The organism is Maricaulis sp. ABE4_448, from assembly GCF_056160825.1.
The window spans coordinates 551724-567508 of record NZ_JBSWXX010000001.1; the positions used below are offsets into that span (position 1 = coordinate 551724).

Genomic DNA, 15785 nt, shown 5'->3' on the forward strand with positions numbered 1-15785 from the left:
CGCCGGGGCACGGCGGCAGGCAGTATTGCGCCTTTTATGTGTCATCCGCGCTCGAGGCAGGCAAGAGCAAGCCGGACCCATTTTTCAAATTCATGCACATAGCCACCGTCGGGCATCGTTTCTGTTATCGTACCCTGAGCACGAAAAACGATGGCGAGCTTGCGTCAGCCAGTCAGCGCGTGCGCAGCGGGCGATCGGAAAACAGGCCGTAGGCAAGTGTCGAGGCGTAGTAGGCAAAGGCCCGTTCTGCCGGCACGGGCTGGATCCAGCTGCGCAGGTCATAGGCCGAGTTCAGTGAGCCCATGACCGCCTGGCTCGCGATCAAGGGATCGATTGCCTTGATCGAGCCCTCGGTGATGCCGTCAATCATCATGCCTGCGAAACGGCGTGCCATGCGATTGGACTGGGCGATCACGTCATTGCGCAGCTCGTTCGGCAGGGCCTGCAGGGCAGTGGTGCGAACCAGCGGAAATTCCGAGTAGAGCTGGATGTCCAGAAGGGTCGCGATCGAAGAGGCAAGTTGCTCCCAATGGCTTCCTCCGGTGCGGACCGCTGCGCGCTGGACCAGGGAGACGCGGCCATAGCTGCGCCGGAAACATTCCAGCACGAGCTCATCCTTGGCTTCCAGGTGGTGATAGAAGCTGCCCTTGGTGACATTCAGCTCGGAGGCGATCTGTTCAACCGAGGCGCCACGATAGCCGCGCTCATTGATGAGGAAGGTGGCGGCGCGGGCAAAATTTCCCGGCATGCCCTCGATCCCGACTTTGAGGGAGGCTTCGTCGATTTTCAGCAGCCGGGGCTGCCAATGCGCGTCCTTCGGGGCGAGTCCGGTCTCGAAAAGCTCGATCATGCGCTTGCAGACACGGTCGTAATCGCCTGCAGAGTACTGCGATATCCAGGCCGGCAGCCAGAACATGTTCTGCACCAGAACATGGGCGCGAATTGTGCGGAGAATCTTCTCTTCTTCATTGCGTGGCGGAGCGAAGAAGTCTCGGAGTTTCCGGAAGACCTGCACATAGCGCGCTGTCAGGTCGGAATTATAGGGCTCGTTCAGGGCGCGGATGTCGGAGAGCACCGCTATCGGACGCTCCTCGTTCGCGATGATGGCGGTCTGTAGCTCGAAATGGCGCTGGATATATCGGGCAATCCGTTCCTGCGGGGTGCGGCCTTGCGCCGCGTCCTCGATCAGGGCTTCCATGCGCTCGAGTGAACGTTCCAGCACTGCCGCTGCCAGCAATTCCTTGCGCTTGAAATAGTAGGTGATGCTGGTTGTGTTCAACTCGACCAGCTGCGCAACATCGACGAAAGTCATGCCGCGCACGCCGTGCTGGTTGATCAGGATCGCCGCCGCATCAAGGATGCGCTCGCGTTTTTCTTGGAAGCGGCGGGTCTTCGCGCTGTCCATGGTTTCAGAGGTCGCATTCATTTCATCGGATTAGCAGAGTTCTCGGCCACCGTCACGCGCGGGAGGGGGCGTGCAGCCTCAGCAATGCGCAGCGTGTCTCCGGGAAGCGGTATGGAGACCGGGAGCCCGGTCGATGAGGGCCGAGGGCTTTCCGAGTGTGTGATTCACAAACGCATGCGCGCAATGCGGCAATGCTGATTATTCGACAGAATGATGGGTATGGTATAGCGGCGATCAGGTGCCGGTGGGCGGGCAAGTGTCTGCGTCTCAACCGGAAAAGGAGAGCCGAGCGTGAAACTGATCGATATCCTGACTGCCGCCGAACTGCGCGATAACGTTCTGTCGGCGGTGCTTCCGGAAAGCTGGATGCAGGGCCGGACGGCGTATGGGGGGCTCTCCAGTGCGGTCGCCCTGGAGGCGGCCCGGCGCTCGCAACCGGATCTGCCGCCCCTGCGCTCGGCGCAGATCGCGTTTGTCGGCCCGCTGGCCGGCCCCGTCGAGGTGGAGACCAAGCTCCTGCGCCGTGGACGTACGGCGGCCTATATCGAGGCGGAGGTGTCTGCCGGGGGGCGCCTGGGTCTGAAAGCGCTTTTCGTTTTCATGACTTCGCTGGATTCGAAAGTCGATTTCGCCGATGAGACGGCCCCCGAAGTGCCCCTTCCGGAAGATGCTGTCCCGGCCATGGCGCATGCGCAGGCGCCCGGTTTCACCCATCAACTGGAATATCGTCATGCCCTGCCGATCGAACAGCGGCACACTCCGGATCTTCTGCGCTGGGTGCGCCTGAAAGAATGTGCGGGGCTCGATCCAATGGTCGAGCTGATGGCGATCGGCGATGCCCTGCCGCCCGCGGCGATGGCGCTGTTCCCGCAGCCGGGCCCGGTGAGCTCGATGACCTGGATGCTGAATATACTGACACCGGAACCGGTTACGCGGGACGGGTGGTGGCTTTCCCGCTCGACGGCAGATATCGCGCGTGGCGGGTCCTCCAGCCAGGTCATGCAGTTGTGGGATGCTGACGGCAGGCCGGTTGTGAAGGGCATGCAAAGCGTGGCGCTTTTCGTTTGAGTGTGCGGTGTTTCCCGAAGTGGGTATGGGTGGCGCCGGGAGGATCCGCACTCTTCGGTCAGAAAGTTTTCTCCCGGGGGCGCTGTGCTGTCTATTGCTTGTGCGTCGGCACCTTGCCTGTTTCGCTGACAGAAGAAAGGGTATGCTGCGCTCGGAGTTTGTCAGGAGGAAAAGACATGCCGGTCATCACCACCCGCAAATCGGGTGACGTTCTCGTCATCTCGTCGAACAACCCGCCGGTCAACGCGCTGGGCCAGGCCGTGCGCGCGGGTCTGGCAGATGCCATGGTCGAGGCCGCCGGCGACGACACCATCCAGGCGGTCGTGATCTGCTGTGAGGGGCGGACCTTCTTTGCCGGTGCCGATATCACCGAGTTCGGCAAGCCGCCGGTCGGCCCGTCCCTGCCCGACGTTATCGACGCCATCGAAGCGAGCTCGAAGCCTGTCGTCGCAGCCATTCATGGCACCGCGCTGGGCGGGGGGCTGGAAGTCGCGCTGGGGTGTCATTACCGGATCGCCGTCGCCTCTGCCAAGCTCGGGCTGCCCGAGGTCAAGCTTGGCATCCTCCCCGGTGCCGGCGGGACCCAGCGCCTGCCGCGCGTGGTCGGCGTGGCAGACGCTCTTCCCATGATCGTTACCGGCAATCCGATCCCGGCGGCGCGCGCCGAGAAGATCGGCCTGGTGGACAAGCTGGTGGCCGAAGACGGTCTGGCTGAATCGGGCGTGGCCTTTGCCCGCAGTGTGATCGGCCAGGCGGATCACCCGGTTTCCTCGAAGCGGACCGACAAAGTCGGCGAGATCGCCTCGAACTCGGGTTTCTTCGACGAATTCCGCAAGACCCAGATGCGCCGCCTGAAAGGGTTCGAGGCGCCGGAGGCCTGTATCGAAGCGGTGAAAGCAGCGATCGACCTGCCTTACGAGGAGGGGGTGAAAAAGGAGCGCGCGCTCTTCACCCGCCTGGTGTCCGGCACCCAGTCGAAAGCCCTGCGCCACGTCTTCTTCGCCGAACGCGCCGCCGCCAAGATCGACGATATCCCCGTCGACACGCCGATCCTGCCGGTGAAGACGGTGGGCATTCTCGGCGCCGGCACGATGGGCGGCGGGATCGCGATGAATTTCCTCACCGCCGGCTATGCCGTCACCATTCTGGAGCGCGAGCAGGAGGCGCTGGATCGTGGCGTCTCCATCATCCGCAAGAATTACGAGCGCTCGGCTGCCAAGGGCCGTTTCACGGCCGAGCAGGTTGGACGGGCGATGGGTCTGCTCACGCCCACACTCGACATGAATGATCTGGCCGATTGCGATCTGGTGATCGAGGCCGTGTTCGAGAATATGGATGTGAAGAAGGACGTGTTCCGCAAGCTCGACGGCATCGTCAAGCCCGGCGCCATCCTGGCGTCGAACACCTCCTATCTGAATGTCGACGAGATGGCGGCCGAGACGAAGCGCCCCGGTTCGGTGCTGGGCCTGCACTTCTTCTCGCCGGCCAATGTCATGCGCCTGCTGGAGATCGTCCGTGCGGCGAAGACCGAGCCGGCCGTGCTCAAGACGGCGATGGATCTGGCCAAGAAGATCGGCAAGGTGGCCGTCGTCTCCGGCGTGTGCTTCGGCTTTATCGGCAATCGCATGCTGTCGCCGCGCCAGCGGGCCGCCCAGGCCATGTTGTTGCAGGGCGCCAAGCCCTGGGATGTCGACAAGGCGTTGACTGATGTCGGCATGCCGATGGGACCGTTCCAGATGTCGGACCTGGCCGGTCTCGATCTGGGCTGGGACAAGGCGAATTCGAAGAGCGAGACCATTCGCGATGTGCTGTGCGAGCGCGACCGCCGCGGTCAGAAGACCGGCAAGGGCTTCTACGATTACGACGAGAACCGCCGGCCGTCTCCGTCCAGGGAGGTCGAGGCGATCATCGACGAATTCGCGGCCAAATCCGGTCTGGAGCAGCGCGTCTTTTCGCAGGATGAAATCCGCGAGCGCCTGCTCTTCCCGATGATCAATGAGGGCGCGAAAATCCTCGAGGAAGGCATGGCTCAGCGCGCCTCCGACATCGATACGGTGTGGATCAATGGCTATGGCTGGCCGGCCTATACCGGCGGGCCGATGTTCTGGGCCGACACGATCGGGCTGGACACGGTGGTCGCCGGGCTGAAGGCGCATGCCGCCGCAGCGGGCGCCGAACCGGACATCTGCAAATTGCTCGAAGACAAGGCGGCCAAGGGCGAAACCTTCAACTAGGTCAGCCGTCCCTGGACGCAAAGGAGCGGGTCCCGAAACTCCCCGGGGCCCGTCCTTTCTTTGTTTGCGGGGCCGCCCCGGAACGCCTCCCGTCTATGGGCGTTGCTTTGGCGACGCTGAAAAGGAGAGGTCCGATGAATGCCACGCAATTGAAGGGCAAATGGGAACAATTCACCGGTGATGCCAAGCGCCAGTGGGGCAAGCTGACCGACGACGACATGGCGGTCGTCGAAGGCGATGCGGACAAGCTCGCCGGCAAGATCCGCGAACGCTACGGCAAGGACAAGGAAGAGGCCGAGCGCGAGGTGAAGGACTGGATCGACAGTCTCTGAGCGCCGCGACCAAGCGCCCGTGACGAAGGCCGGGTTTGCCGACAGGCGGGCCCGGCCTTGTCGTGTCCGGAAGCCTAATCGTCCCTGTCTAAGCCGAGTTCGCGGCGGACATCTTGTGTGTGTTCGCCATGGCCGGGTGAGCGGCCGGTCTCGCCGACCGGGGCGCCGGACATGTGGATCGGGCTGCGGATGCCGGGAATGCCGTCGCGTTCGATGCGGATGCCGCGATGGGCGGCCTGCGGGTCGTCCAGGGCTTCGGCAACGGTATTGATCGGCCCGGCCGGAATGCCGGCCTGCTCCAGCGCGTCGAGCCAATAGCCGCGCGAATTGTGCTGCATGATGTTGGCGATGTGCGTCGTCAGCTGCTCGCGATTGGCGACACGCTGGGCATTGGTGCGGTTTTCCGACAGCGTCTCCTGGCCCAGATCAAGCAGGCCGGCGAGGCGTTCGAACTGGCCGTCATTGCCGCAGGCAATGATGATATGTCCGTCCGAGCACGGAAACTCCTGATAGGGCACGATGGAGGGATGGGCATTGCCGATCCGCTTGGGCGAGTTACCGGTGGCCAGATAATTCATCGCCTGGTTGCCCAGCACACCCATCATCGAGTCCAGCAGTCCCATATCGATATGCTGGCCCTTGCCCGTGCGCTCTCGCCGGAGGAGCGCGGCCTCGATGGCGATCGTGCCGTAAAGGCCGGTGAAGATGTCGGCAAAGGCGACGCCGAGGCGCTGGGGCGGACGGTCCGGCTCACCGGTCAGGTCCATGACGCCGCTCATCGCCTGGATGGCCAGGTCATAGCCGGCGCGATGGGCGTAGGGGCCGGTCTGGCCGAAACCGGTCACCGAGCAGTAGACGAGGCGCGGATGGTCGGCTTTCAGGCTGTCATGATCGAGCCCGAACTTGGTCAGTCCGCCCACCTTGAAATTCTCCACCACGACGTCGGCGGTGGCGATCAGCGCCTTCACCATCGCCAGATCGTCGGCATTGCGGAAATCGGCGATCACCGACCGTTTGCCGCGATTGCACGCGTGGTAATAGGCGGCCGCCCGGCCGGAGGCATGGTCGATCCAGGGCGGGCCCCAGGTGCGGGTATCGTCACCGGCCGGGCTTTCCACCTTGATCACATCGGCGCCGAGATCGGCAAGCGTCTGGCCGATCCAGGGGCCTGCGAGAATGCGGGCCAGTTCGACGACGCGCAGACCTTCGAGCGCGCCGGCCCGCGGCGGCGGGCTCATCGGCCGATCTCGCCGGTGTCGAGGAAGGGCGATGCGTCCAGATCCTCGGCGTCCATCAATTCCGCGATGCGCTGAAGCGAAGCGATCAGCATGTTCTGTTCCCAAGGCTGCAGGGTGCGGAAGGATCGCAGGAAGCCGGCCTGAAGCAATTCGGGCGAATTGTCGCTGGCCTCGCGGCCCTTTTCGGTCAGCTTTGCCAGCACGACGCGCTTGTCCTTGTCGCTGCGCACGCGTTCGACCAGTCCGGCCTGGGTCAACCGGTCGAGGATGGAGGTGATGGTGGCCTGGCTCAGCGAGACGGCCCGGGCGATGGCGCTCGGAGACAGCTCGCCGCCCTTGCGCAAGGTGTCGATCACGACGAGCTGCGGTGCGGTCAGCCCTGTTGCCTTCACCAGGCGTTTCGACTGCAGGTCAATGGCGCGGGTGATGCGCCTCAGGGCGATGAGAATTTCGTCGTGATCGCTCATTCGTTCAACCGTTCCAGAGAGATGGAGGCGGTGTTCCGCCCCCTCGCCCTGTTTCAAATGGCAAAACCCCGGGGCGGGCGCAATCTCTTTCGCGAGCCTGAAATCCCCCGATGTTCTTTTCGCACTCGTAGAATCGTGAATTGCAACGGAACTGTCGCATCTATGCAACGGGGCTGAAAAATACCATTTATATCAGTGAATAATAGGTTCTGTGGGTGGCGGATCCAAGGCATGGCACGCCGTCGGGATTATTTTCAACTCAAAGCAAGTATGGTCATGGCCGGGGCAACGCCCTAAACCCTCCTGCAATCTTTCCGCACACACAATCGAGGGGCATCCAACGCGTCATGCTGAAGCAACGTGCACTCACAACCACCATTCTGTCCGCCGCCGCGCTCTCCATCGCCGGTACCGCCCACGCCCAGGTCGATGTCATCACCGTGACCGCGACCAAGCGGGAAAGCTCCACCCAGGACATCCCGCTCGCGGTCAATGCGATGAACGAGGAGACGCTTGACGAATTGGGTGTCGATGTCTTCACGGATTACCTGCAGCAACTGCCCGGCGTGACGGCGGGCGGCAGCGGTCCGGGCCAGGCGACGATCTATATCCGCGGCCTTGCCTCGACGACGCCGAACCTGACGACGGCCGGCGTTGCCGGACTGGCGCCGAACGTGGCGCTTTACCTGGACGAGCAACCGGTCTCCCAGCCGGGCCGGAATCTCGACGTCTACGCGGCCGACCTCCAGCGGGTCGAAGTGCTGCCGGGACCGCAGGGCACGCTCTACGGCGCCAGCTCCCAGGCCGGTACGGTTCGCCTGATCACCAACAAGCCGGACCCGAGCGCGTTCTTCGCCTCGTCCAACTTCTCGGTCTCCTTCACCGAGAATGGCGAGATGAGCAATAGCGTCGAAGCCGTGGTCAACATGCCCTTGGCCGACAATTTCGCTGTCCGCGGTGTCGCCTATGTCGACAATCAGGGCGGCTATATCGACAATGTGCCGGGCACGCGTGACGCGTCCGCATCCGCGCGCTTCCGTCCGGAAGGCACGATGCGCGCCAATGGTGTGCCGGTCAGCGCCCAGCGCGCGGGTTTCCAGTCGACGGCCGATCTGTCGGGCGTCAACTTCCTTGAAGCCAACAATTCCGACCTTCTGGAAAAGGACTTCAACGACACCACATATTCCGGCTTCCGCGTCAGCGCGCTGTATGACTTCAACGCCGACTGGTCTTTGACCGTCATGCACATGCAGCAGCAGCTGGATTCCGAAGGCGTGTTCTTCATGGATCCGGAGCTGGACGACCTGGAGATCCAGCGCTTCGAGGAAGACGAGCTGGACGACTATTTCCACAATACCAGCTGGACGGTCGAAGGCCGGCTCGGCGCGCTGGAAATGGTCTATACCGGTGCCTATACGGACCGTGAGACGGATCAGCGCGTGGACTATTCCGACTATCTCTTCGTTGGTCAGTACCTGCCCTATTACATCTGCGACGCATCGGTGAGCTATCCCGGTGCCGCCGACCCGTCGGGCACCTGCCAGCCGCCCAACCTGTTCGTGGACTCCAGCACCAACACCCAGGTCTTCACCCAGGAGCTGCGTTTCAACACGCCGGCAGACCGCCGTATCCGCGCGACCTTCGGCGGCTTCTATTCCGACATGGAAGTGGCCGAGCTCAACGACTTCACCTATCCCGGCTCGGTCAATGCGATCGCCTTTAACGGCACGACGGGGTTCGCGCCCAACTATCCGTTGACCAATATCGGGGCCACCGGTCCGGTCGGCGATGCGACGGACGGCTACTACTCCGATCCGGGTCCTTTCCCGGCCGGGGTGATCTTCCGAAACGACGTGCTGCGCACGGATGAGCAATATGGCATCTTCGGCGAGACCACGTTCGACATCACCGAGCAGTTCTCGCTGACCCTGGGTGCGCGCTATTACGATATCGAGGTCGATCTGAAGGGCAGCGCCAACGGCTCCTTCTACAATTTCGGCCAGACCACGGATGCTCAGGTCTTCGGCACCAATATCTCGGCGATCTATGCCGAGGATAACCCCTACGGAAACCCGGATGTCGCCGCGACCGATGGCTTCATCTTCAAAGGGACGCTGGAATGGCGGCCCACCGACACGACGCTGTTCTATGCCACCGTGTCCGAGGGCTTCCGTCCGGGTCTGCTCAACCGTCCGGGCGGCGCGGCCGGTCCCGGTGGCTACACCGTGCCCTACGCGCTCGATACGGACGATGTGACCAATTACGAGCTGGGTTGGAAAACCGACCTGTTCGACAATCAGGTCCGCTTCAACGGTAATGCCTTCTTTGTTGAAATCGAGAATATGCAGACGACGATCTTCGATCCGTCGATCACCAATCTGTTCTTCTCGGACAATGCGGCAAATGCGGAAATCCGCGGCATCGAGGGCGAGTTCACGTGGGCGCCGCGGGATATCGAGGGCCTGACCGTGGTCGGCGCCTTCTCTCTGCTCGACACAGAGATCACCGAAGTGTTGACCCCGACCAACGATGTCGTCGCGGGTAGTGAGTTGGCCTTCGCGCCGAGCTACCAGGCCAATATCCGGGCGCGTTACGAGTGGGCGCTCGAGAATGGTCTGATGGCGCACGTCATGCCGCAGCTCACGCTGACGGACGACAGCTATTCGGACGTCATCGAGATCAACAAGATCGAGGTGGAAGGCTATGCCTCGCTCAACTTCGCGACCGGCCTGACGGGCGATACCTGGTCGGTGGAATTGTTCGCCAACAATCTCACCGACGAGCGCGGGGAGATATCGAACAATTTCGTCTACGATCGCGAACGCGTGACGGTGATCCGTCCGCGCACGATCGGCGTGCGCGTCGGGGTGCAGTACTAGCCCTGTCCCTGCAGGGGACGATGCCCCATTATCGAAAGCGTCCCCTCCGGGGGACGCTTTCTTGCGTTCACCAAGGCGGAGCCTAGCGTGCCAAAGGATGCCGAGGGTCATGCCGGGAGCCTGAAAACGGCCCAGGCCCAGATGTATGAGGGGCGGTTCGAGGCCGCGCTTGCGACACTGGTGCCGGTGCTCGATGCCGATCCCGGCCTGACCGATGCGCTCTATATGAGTGCGGTCTGTGCACGGTATCTAGACCGCAAGGACGCCGCGCGGGACTTCCTCGACCGCATCAAGCGGCAGGCGCCGGAATTCGGCCGGGCGCACCAGGAAGAGGGGCATTTGCTGCGTGCGGCGGGCGAAGCAGAGCGGGCGCTGTCCGCCTATCAGCGCGCCTGCCAGTTCAATCCCGCCCTGCAGGCCAGCTGGCGGGCGCAGGCCGAAATTCTCGCCGAGCTGGGCCGTCACGACGAAGCCGCCCAGGCTGCCGCCCAGGCCGAACGGATCGCCGCCCTCCCGCAGGAGCTGGCCGCGGTCACCCACCTGCTCCATGAAGGCAAGCTGGTAAAGGCCGAACAGCTGTGCCGGGCCTTCCTCCAGAAGACGCCGCACCATGTCGAGGCGATGCGGCTGCTGGCCGAGATCGGCTCGCGGTTCGGCGTGCTGGAAGATGCCGAATTCCTGCTGGAAAGCGCCATCGAGTTTGAGCCGGACAATATCCAGCTGCGGCTGGACCATATCCAGATCCTGCGCAAGCGGCAGAAATTCGAGGCGGCTCTGGCCCAAGCCCGCCATCTCTACGACCGCGATCCGCTCAACCCGCTCTTCCAGTCGCACTACGCCATCGAATGCATGCAGACGGGCGATTACGATCGCGCGCTCGACCTTTTTGAAACCATTCTCCAGAAATTGCCCGACGATCCTGCAACGCTGACCTCGCGTGGCCACGCGCTGAAAACGCTAGGCCGGCACGACGATGCGGTGGCTTCGTATCGCCGGGCCTGCGTCGTACGCCCCGCCCATGGCGACGCCTATTACGCGCTCGCCAATCTTAAAACCTACCGCTTCACCGACGAAGAGATGAATGCGATGCAGGAACAGGAGGCAAGCAATGATCTGTCCTTCCAGAACCGCATCCATCTGTGTTTCGCGCTAGGTAAGGCGTTCGAGGACCGTAGCGAGTACGACCGATCCTTCGAATACTACGAGCGTGGCAATGATTTGAAACGGGTACAGACCCGCTATACGTCCGAACAGATGGCCGAGGAACTTGAGGCCCAGGCGCGTGTGTGTACGCCGGACCTGTTCGAGAAACAGGGCGGCAACGGCTGCCCCGCGCCCGATCCCATCTTCATTCTCGGCCTGCCGCGCGCCGGCTCCACCTTGTTGGAGCAGATCCTCGCCTCGCACAGCCTGGTCGACGGCACGCTGGAACTGCCGAACATCTTGTCGCTGTCCCACCGATTGCGCGGCCGCAAGCGTCTGACAGACAAGACCCGTTATCCGCGCATTCTGCACGAACTCGATGCCGGCCAGCTGCGCGAGCTGGGCGAGGCCTATATCGAAAACACCCGCATCCACCGCCAGGGCGCGCCTTTCTTCACTGACAAGATGCCGAACAATTTCCGGCATATCGGCTTGATCAAGCTGATCCTGCCGAACGCGAAGATCATTGATGCGCGCCGCGCGCCGATGGCGTGCTGTTTCTCCGGCTTCAAGCAACTCTTCGCCGAGGGGCAGGAGTTCACCTACGGGCTCGATGCGGTCGGCCGCTATTATCGCGGCTATGTCGACCTGATGGACCATTGGGACCGGGTGCTGCCCGGCCAGATCCTGCGCGTGCAGTACGAGGATGTCGTAGCCGATCTGGAGAGCCAGGTCCGGCGCATCCTCGACTTCTGCGGCCTGCCCTTCGAACAGGCCTGCCTGGATTTCCACACCACCGAGCGCGCCGTGCGGACCGCGAGTTCCGAACAGGTGCGACAACCCATCTATGACAGCGGCGTCGAGCAGTGGCGTCATTTCGAACGCCATCTCGACCCGCTGAAGTCGGCTCTGGGGTCTGCCCTCACGAGCTATCGTTCCAGAGCCTGACAACCGCCGCGAAAGCGAGGACTGACCCCATGAGAAAGATCGAACCTGCCGTCTTCTTTCCCGCCGCTGCCCTGGTCTTTGCCGGTGTTGGCTATGCGGTGCTGGCTGGCGATTCCGCCGAGGCCGCCTTCACAGGTCTGCGCAATGCGATCACCGAAACCACCGGCTGGCTCTACTCTGTCGGCGTGGGCTTCTTCCTGATCGCACTGATCGTTGTCGCCTTCTCCGACTGGGGACGGATCAAGCTGGGGCCGGATGACAGCGAGCCTGAATACGGATTTGCGCCCTGGTTCGCGATGCTGTTCTCCGCGGGCATGGGGATCGGCCTGATGTTCTTCGGCGTCGCCGAACCGCTGACCCATTATCTCACCCCGCCGGACGGCGATCCTGAAACACTGGAATCGGCGCGTCAGGCGATCGTGCTGACCTTCTTCCATTGGGGCGTCCATGCATGGGGCATCTATGTCGTGGTTGGGCTGAGCCTGGCCTATTTCACCTATCGCCACGGCCTGCCGCTCACCATCCGCTCCGCCCTCTACCCGCTGATCGGCGACCGGATCTACGGACCGATCGGGCATATCGTCGATACCATCGCCGTGCTGGGCACCCTGTTCGGCGTGGCGACCTCGCTGGGCTTCGGCGTGACCCAGATCAATGCCGGGCTCAACTCCCTGTTTGACGTGCCGATCGCGCCGGAAGTCCAGCTGGCCCTGATCGCCGGCATCACCGCCCTGGCGACGCTGTCCGTCGTGGCGGGCCTGGATGCGGGGATCAAGCGGCTCAGCGAGCTCAACCTCTATCTCGCCATTGCCCTGATCGCCTTCGTCCTCCTGGCCGGGCCGACCCTCTTCCTGATCAGCGCCTTCGTGCAGAATATCGGCGATTATCTCGACCAGCTCGCCACACTCACCTTCAATGTCGACGCCTATGGCGACGGCGTGTGGGTCAATGACTGGACGCTCTTCTACTGGGGCTGGTGGATTTCCTGGTCGCCCTTTGTCGGCATGTTCATCGCCCGGATCTCGCGCGGCCGCACGGTGCGCGAATTCATCTTCGGCGTGCTCCTGGGGCCGACGCTGTTCACCTTCTTCTGGATGACGGTCTATGGCGACAGCGCGCTGCGTCTCGCCCTGTCCGGCATGGCCGAACCCATGGTCGATGCCATCCGCAACGGCCAGAGCGAGCTGGCGCTGTTCGCCTTCCTGGAGAACCTGCCGCTCACGGAAGTGACCTCCTTCCTCGCCATCATCCTGGTGGCGACCTTCTTCGTGACCTCCTCGGATTCAGGCTCGCTGGTGAAGTCGACCCTGGCCTCGGGCGGTTCGCTCAACCCGCCGGTCTCCCAGCGCTTTTTCTGGGCGGTCCTGGAAGGCGTGGTGGCGGCCGTGCTGCTGATGGTCGGCGGGCTGGGGGCGTTGCAATCGGCGACGATCGCCGCGGCGCTGCCCTTCACCCTGGTCATCATGCTGGCCTTCATCGGCCTGCTGCGTGCCTGGTCGATCGAAACCGCGCGCCGCGCCGGCCGCAAGACGGCCACGCAATTGCCGGTGGAAGGCGCCGCGGTTCCGTGGAAGGCCCGCCTGCGGATGATGTTCTCGCGCCCCACCGGCCGCGAGGTCGATGTCTATATCGAGGAGACGGTCGTCCCGGCGCTCGCGGCGGTGGCCGAGGAGCTGAAGACCTATGGCTATGAGACCGAGCTGGATGCCACGCGCGGCTGCGCCTCGATGCGGGTGCGGGACGAGGACCGGCCGGAATTCGTCTTCCGGGTCGAACGCCGGCTTTATGACGAGCCCTATTTTGCCACGCCGGACGAGGCCGAGGGCGGCGATGTCGCCCCGCAGGCCGATGCCGACAGCGAGAATGAATACGCCCGCGCCGAGGTCGCGCTCAGCGATGGCGGCCAGCATTACTGCGTCTACGGCTTTTCCAAGGTCCAGATCATCCGCGAGGTGCTGCGCAATTTCGAGCGGCACCTGCAATGGCTCTACCATATCGCCCACACGCGCTGAGGCGCGGCGTCAGAGCCAGCGCATCCAGCGGAAAAGCAGGACCTGGGCGACGCCCACCCCGGTGAGAATGCCGGTGAAGATCCAGAAGGCGCCGGTGGCGTCGGTGCCCGGTATGCCGCCGACATTGATGCCCAGAAGGCCGGTCAGGAAGCCGAGCGGCAGGAAGATCGCCGCTATCAGAGACAGGACGTAGAGATTGCGGTTCATCCGGTCGGCGAGGGCGTTTGACAGCTCGTCCTTGACGATCTGGGCGCGCTCGCGGATCGCGTCGAGGTCTTCGAGATAGCGGGTGATCCGGTCGAGATTTTCCTGCAGCCGGCGTTTGGCGGGCACATCGACCCAGGCGAAATCAAGCGCGCGCAGTTGCGCGACCACATCGCGCTGGGGGGCGAAGTATCGCCGGAAGATGATCGCCTGGCGGCGCAGGGTAACGATGGTCTGGCGTTCCTCGACCGACGGGCTGTCCATCACCTCTTCCTCGACATCGTCGAGGGCGACGTGAAGGTCGGTCATTACCGGTTCCATCCGTTCGAACAGACGCGCCGACAGGCTGGCGACGAAGTCACCGGAGTGTTTCGGACCGGTGCCGGCATCGAGCCGGTCCTGGATGTCGCGCACGGCCTTGAGCGTGCGCAATTGCACCGAGACAATGCGATGGGCATCGACCCACAGCCGGATCGACACCATGTCCTCCGGCTGGGCGTCCTGGTTGAGATTGACGCCGCGCAGGATCAGCAGCGCGCCGCGCTCGAACTCGACAAGGCGTGGTCGTGTTTCCTCGGCCAGCAGGGCATCGATGGCCAGCGGATCGAGATAATCCAGCTCGGTTTCGATCCAGTGGCGTGTATCGGGATGGCGCCCGTCGAGATGCACCCAGGCGAGCCCGTCGTCGCGAGCATGGCTTGCTGCCTCGTCCTGCGACAACCGCGTGCCGGACCCGTCGCCATTGATCGTGGCGGCGTACAGAATTGCGCTGACGTCAGACATTGTTGCCCTCAACAGATCCGGCAGGTGCTGCGGATGCGTCCTCGGGCGTGGTCAATTGTTCAGGCAGGCCAGACCGGATGTGCAGGTCGCGCTGCGGGAAAGGTATTTCAATCCCGGCTTCGCCGAATTTCCGCCAAATCGCAAACATCACCTCGCTCTGCGGCGCCATCCGCCCATCGACGACATCGCTTATCCAGAAATAGAGCAGGAAGTTGATTGAACTGTCGCCGAATGTGCGCAGGAAGCAGACCGGTTCCGGGTCGTCCAGGCAGCGCGGGTGCTCGCGCGCGGCTTCGAGCATCAGGGCATGGACCTTTGCCAGATCCGAGCCATAGGCCACACCAACAGGCACCTCCACGCGGGCCTTGGAGTTGGACAGGGTCCAGTTTGTGACCCGGTTGGTGATGAAATCCTCGTTCGGGACCAGAACCTCCTTGCCATCGAATGTCTCGATCAGGGTGAAGCGGGCGCTCGACCGCCGGACAAATCCGCTGGTGCCGTCGGGCAGTTCGATAAGATCGTCTTCTTCCACCGAGCGTTCGAACAGCAGGATCAGCCCGCTTACAAAGTTCGAGGCGACTTTCTGCAAGCCGAAGCCCAGGCCGATGCCCAGTGCTCCGCCGAAGACGGTGAGCGTGGTCAGGTCGAGCCCGATCAGGTCCAGCGCGACGAGGCCGGAGACGATGTAGAGAGCGATCTGGAACACTTTGGTGACCAGGACGCGCGTTGTCTTGCGCATCCGGCTGAGATGGGCGAGGCGTTTCTCGATCAGGTCGGACAGGATGGCGGCGGTCCAGAATACCAGCGCCAGAACCAGTATGCCCCGCAATACGGTGTAGGCGCTGATCCGGACGTCGCCGACCTGATAGGTCAGTGTTTCGGTGTCGAGATACTGGCGCAGCATTTCGAAATGGCCGGTCAGGCCTGCGGCCACGATTCCGGCCAGTGTCGCAAAGACCAGTATCCGGGCCCAGAGCCCACTCGGCTTTATGATCGAAAGAAGGAAGCTCTTCATGCGTTTGGCAGTAATCCAGATGACTGGCGCTGTCTCCTGCCTACCTCCGGCCGGGCG

Annotated in this window: 11 protein-coding genes; 6 read left to right on the forward strand and 5 right to left on the reverse strand. The window is 63.1% G+C overall.

The features are described 5' to 3' along the window. Nucleotides 1-172: 172 nt before the first annotated feature. The gene (locus ACXAJV_RS02720) at nucleotides 173-1426 is read right to left on the reverse strand and encodes a TetR/AcrR family transcriptional regulator (RefSeq protein WP_475081646.1); all 1254 of its coding nucleotides are present in this window, start codon (nucleotides 1424-1426) and stop codon (nucleotides 173-175) included. A 270-nt stretch (nucleotides 1427-1696) separates the two neighbouring features. Here ACXAJV_RS02720 and ACXAJV_RS02725 point away from each other — a divergent pair, with 270 nt between their 5' ends. From ACXAJV_RS02725 to ACXAJV_RS02735, 3 genes are all read left to right on the forward strand, one after another. After that, a complete protein-coding gene (locus ACXAJV_RS02725; protein ID WP_475081647.1) occupies nucleotides 1697-2473 on the forward strand; it encodes a thioesterase family protein in 777 nt (258 codons plus the stop codon). Nucleotides 2474-2649: 176 nt separating this feature from the next. Next, complete coding sequence (locus tag ACXAJV_RS02730) at nucleotides 2650-4707, forward strand: 3-hydroxyacyl-CoA dehydrogenase NAD-binding domain-containing protein (RefSeq protein WP_475081649.1); 2058 nt, start codon at nucleotides 2650-2652, stop codon at nucleotides 4705-4707. Nucleotides 4708-4841: 134 nt separating this feature from the next. Next, nucleotides 4842-5039 carry a CsbD family protein gene (locus ACXAJV_RS02735; RefSeq protein ID WP_475081652.1) on the forward strand — a complete coding sequence of 66 codons (198 nt, stop codon included), beginning with the start codon at nucleotides 4842-4844 and terminating at the stop codon, nucleotides 5037-5039. A gap of 74 nt (nucleotides 5040-5113) precedes the next feature. On the opposite strand, the gene ACXAJV_RS02740 is transcribed toward ACXAJV_RS02735, so the two are convergent. Both ACXAJV_RS02740 and ACXAJV_RS02745 read right to left on the reverse strand, forming a co-directional pair. Further along, nucleotides 5114-6277, reverse strand: a complete 1164-nt coding sequence (locus tag ACXAJV_RS02740) for a CaiB/BaiF CoA transferase family protein (protein WP_475081655.1) — start codon at nucleotides 6275-6277, stop codon at nucleotides 5114-5116. Next, entirely contained in the window at nucleotides 6274-6744 is a 471-nt protein-coding gene (locus ACXAJV_RS02745; RefSeq protein WP_475081658.1) for a MarR family winged helix-turn-helix transcriptional regulator, read from the reverse strand. Before ACXAJV_RS02745 ends, ACXAJV_RS02740 begins: the two co-directional genes overlap by 4 nt. 347 nt (nucleotides 6745-7091) lie before the next feature. Here ACXAJV_RS02745 and ACXAJV_RS02750 point away from each other — a divergent pair, with 347 nt between their 5' ends. The 3 genes from ACXAJV_RS02750 (at nucleotide 7092) to ACXAJV_RS02760 (ending at nucleotide 13726) form a co-directional block, all read left to right on the forward strand. Further along, a complete protein-coding gene (locus ACXAJV_RS02750) occupies nucleotides 7092-9623 on the forward strand; it encodes a TonB-dependent receptor (protein ID WP_475081661.1) in 2532 nt (843 codons plus the stop codon). 87 nt (nucleotides 9624-9710) lie between these two features. Next, nucleotides 9711-11714: a tetratricopeptide repeat-containing sulfotransferase family protein gene (locus tag ACXAJV_RS02755; RefSeq protein WP_475081664.1), complete on the forward strand. Its 2004-nt coding sequence runs from the start codon at nucleotides 9711-9713 to the stop codon at nucleotides 11712-11714. A gap of 29 nt (nucleotides 11715-11743) precedes the next feature. Further along, complete coding sequence (locus ACXAJV_RS02760) at nucleotides 11744-13726, forward strand: BCCT family transporter (protein WP_475081666.1); 1983 nt, start codon at nucleotides 11744-11746, stop codon at nucleotides 13724-13726. A gap of 9 nt (nucleotides 13727-13735) precedes the next feature. Here the strand turns inward: ACXAJV_RS02760 and ACXAJV_RS02765 are convergent, their stop codons facing one another. Together ACXAJV_RS02765 and ACXAJV_RS02770 are read right to left on the reverse strand one after the other, a co-directional pair. Continuing rightward, complete coding sequence (locus ACXAJV_RS02765) at nucleotides 13736-14713, reverse strand: zinc transporter ZntB (RefSeq protein ID WP_475081669.1); 978 nt, start codon at nucleotides 14711-14713, stop codon at nucleotides 13736-13738. Continuing rightward, nucleotides 14706-15728, reverse strand: a complete 1023-nt coding sequence (locus tag ACXAJV_RS02770; protein ID WP_475081671.1) for a mechanosensitive ion channel family protein — start codon at nucleotides 15726-15728, stop codon at nucleotides 14706-14708. The genes ACXAJV_RS02765 and ACXAJV_RS02770 overlap by 8 nt, the downstream gene beginning before the upstream one ends. Nucleotides 15729-15785: the final 57 nt, after the last annotated feature.

Coding starts and splice junctions, on each gene's coding strand:
- ACXAJV_RS02720 (WP_475081646.1), bottom strand. CDS start 1,426: ATGAATGCGACCTCTGAAACCATGGACAGCGCGAAGACCCGCCGCTTC.
- ACXAJV_RS02730 (WP_475081649.1), top strand. CDS start 2,650: ATGCCGGTCATCACCACCCGCAAATCGGGTGACGTTCTCGTCATCTCG.
- ACXAJV_RS02735 (WP_475081652.1), top strand. CDS start 4,842: ATGAATGCCACGCAATTGAAGGGCAAATGGGAACAATTCACCGGTGAT.
- ACXAJV_RS02740 (WP_475081655.1), bottom strand. CDS start 6,277: ATGAGCCCGCCGCCGCGGGCCGGCGCGCTCGAAGGTCTGCGCGTCGTC.
- ACXAJV_RS02745 (WP_475081658.1), bottom strand. CDS start 6,744: ATGAGCGATCACGACGAAATTCTCATCGCCCTGAGGCGCATCACCCGC.
- ACXAJV_RS02750 (WP_475081661.1), top strand. CDS start 7,092: ATGCTGAAGCAACGTGCACTCACAACCACCATTCTGTCCGCCGCCGCG.
- ACXAJV_RS02760 (WP_475081666.1), top strand. CDS start 11,744: ATGAGAAAGATCGAACCTGCCGTCTTCTTTCCCGCCGCTGCCCTGGTC.
- ACXAJV_RS02765 (WP_475081669.1), bottom strand. CDS start 14,713: ATGTCTGACGTCAGCGCAATTCTGTACGCCGCCACGATCAATGGCGAC.
- ACXAJV_RS02770 (WP_475081671.1), bottom strand. CDS start 15,728: ATGAAGAGCTTCCTTCTTTCGATCATAAAGCCGAGTGGGCTCTGGGCC.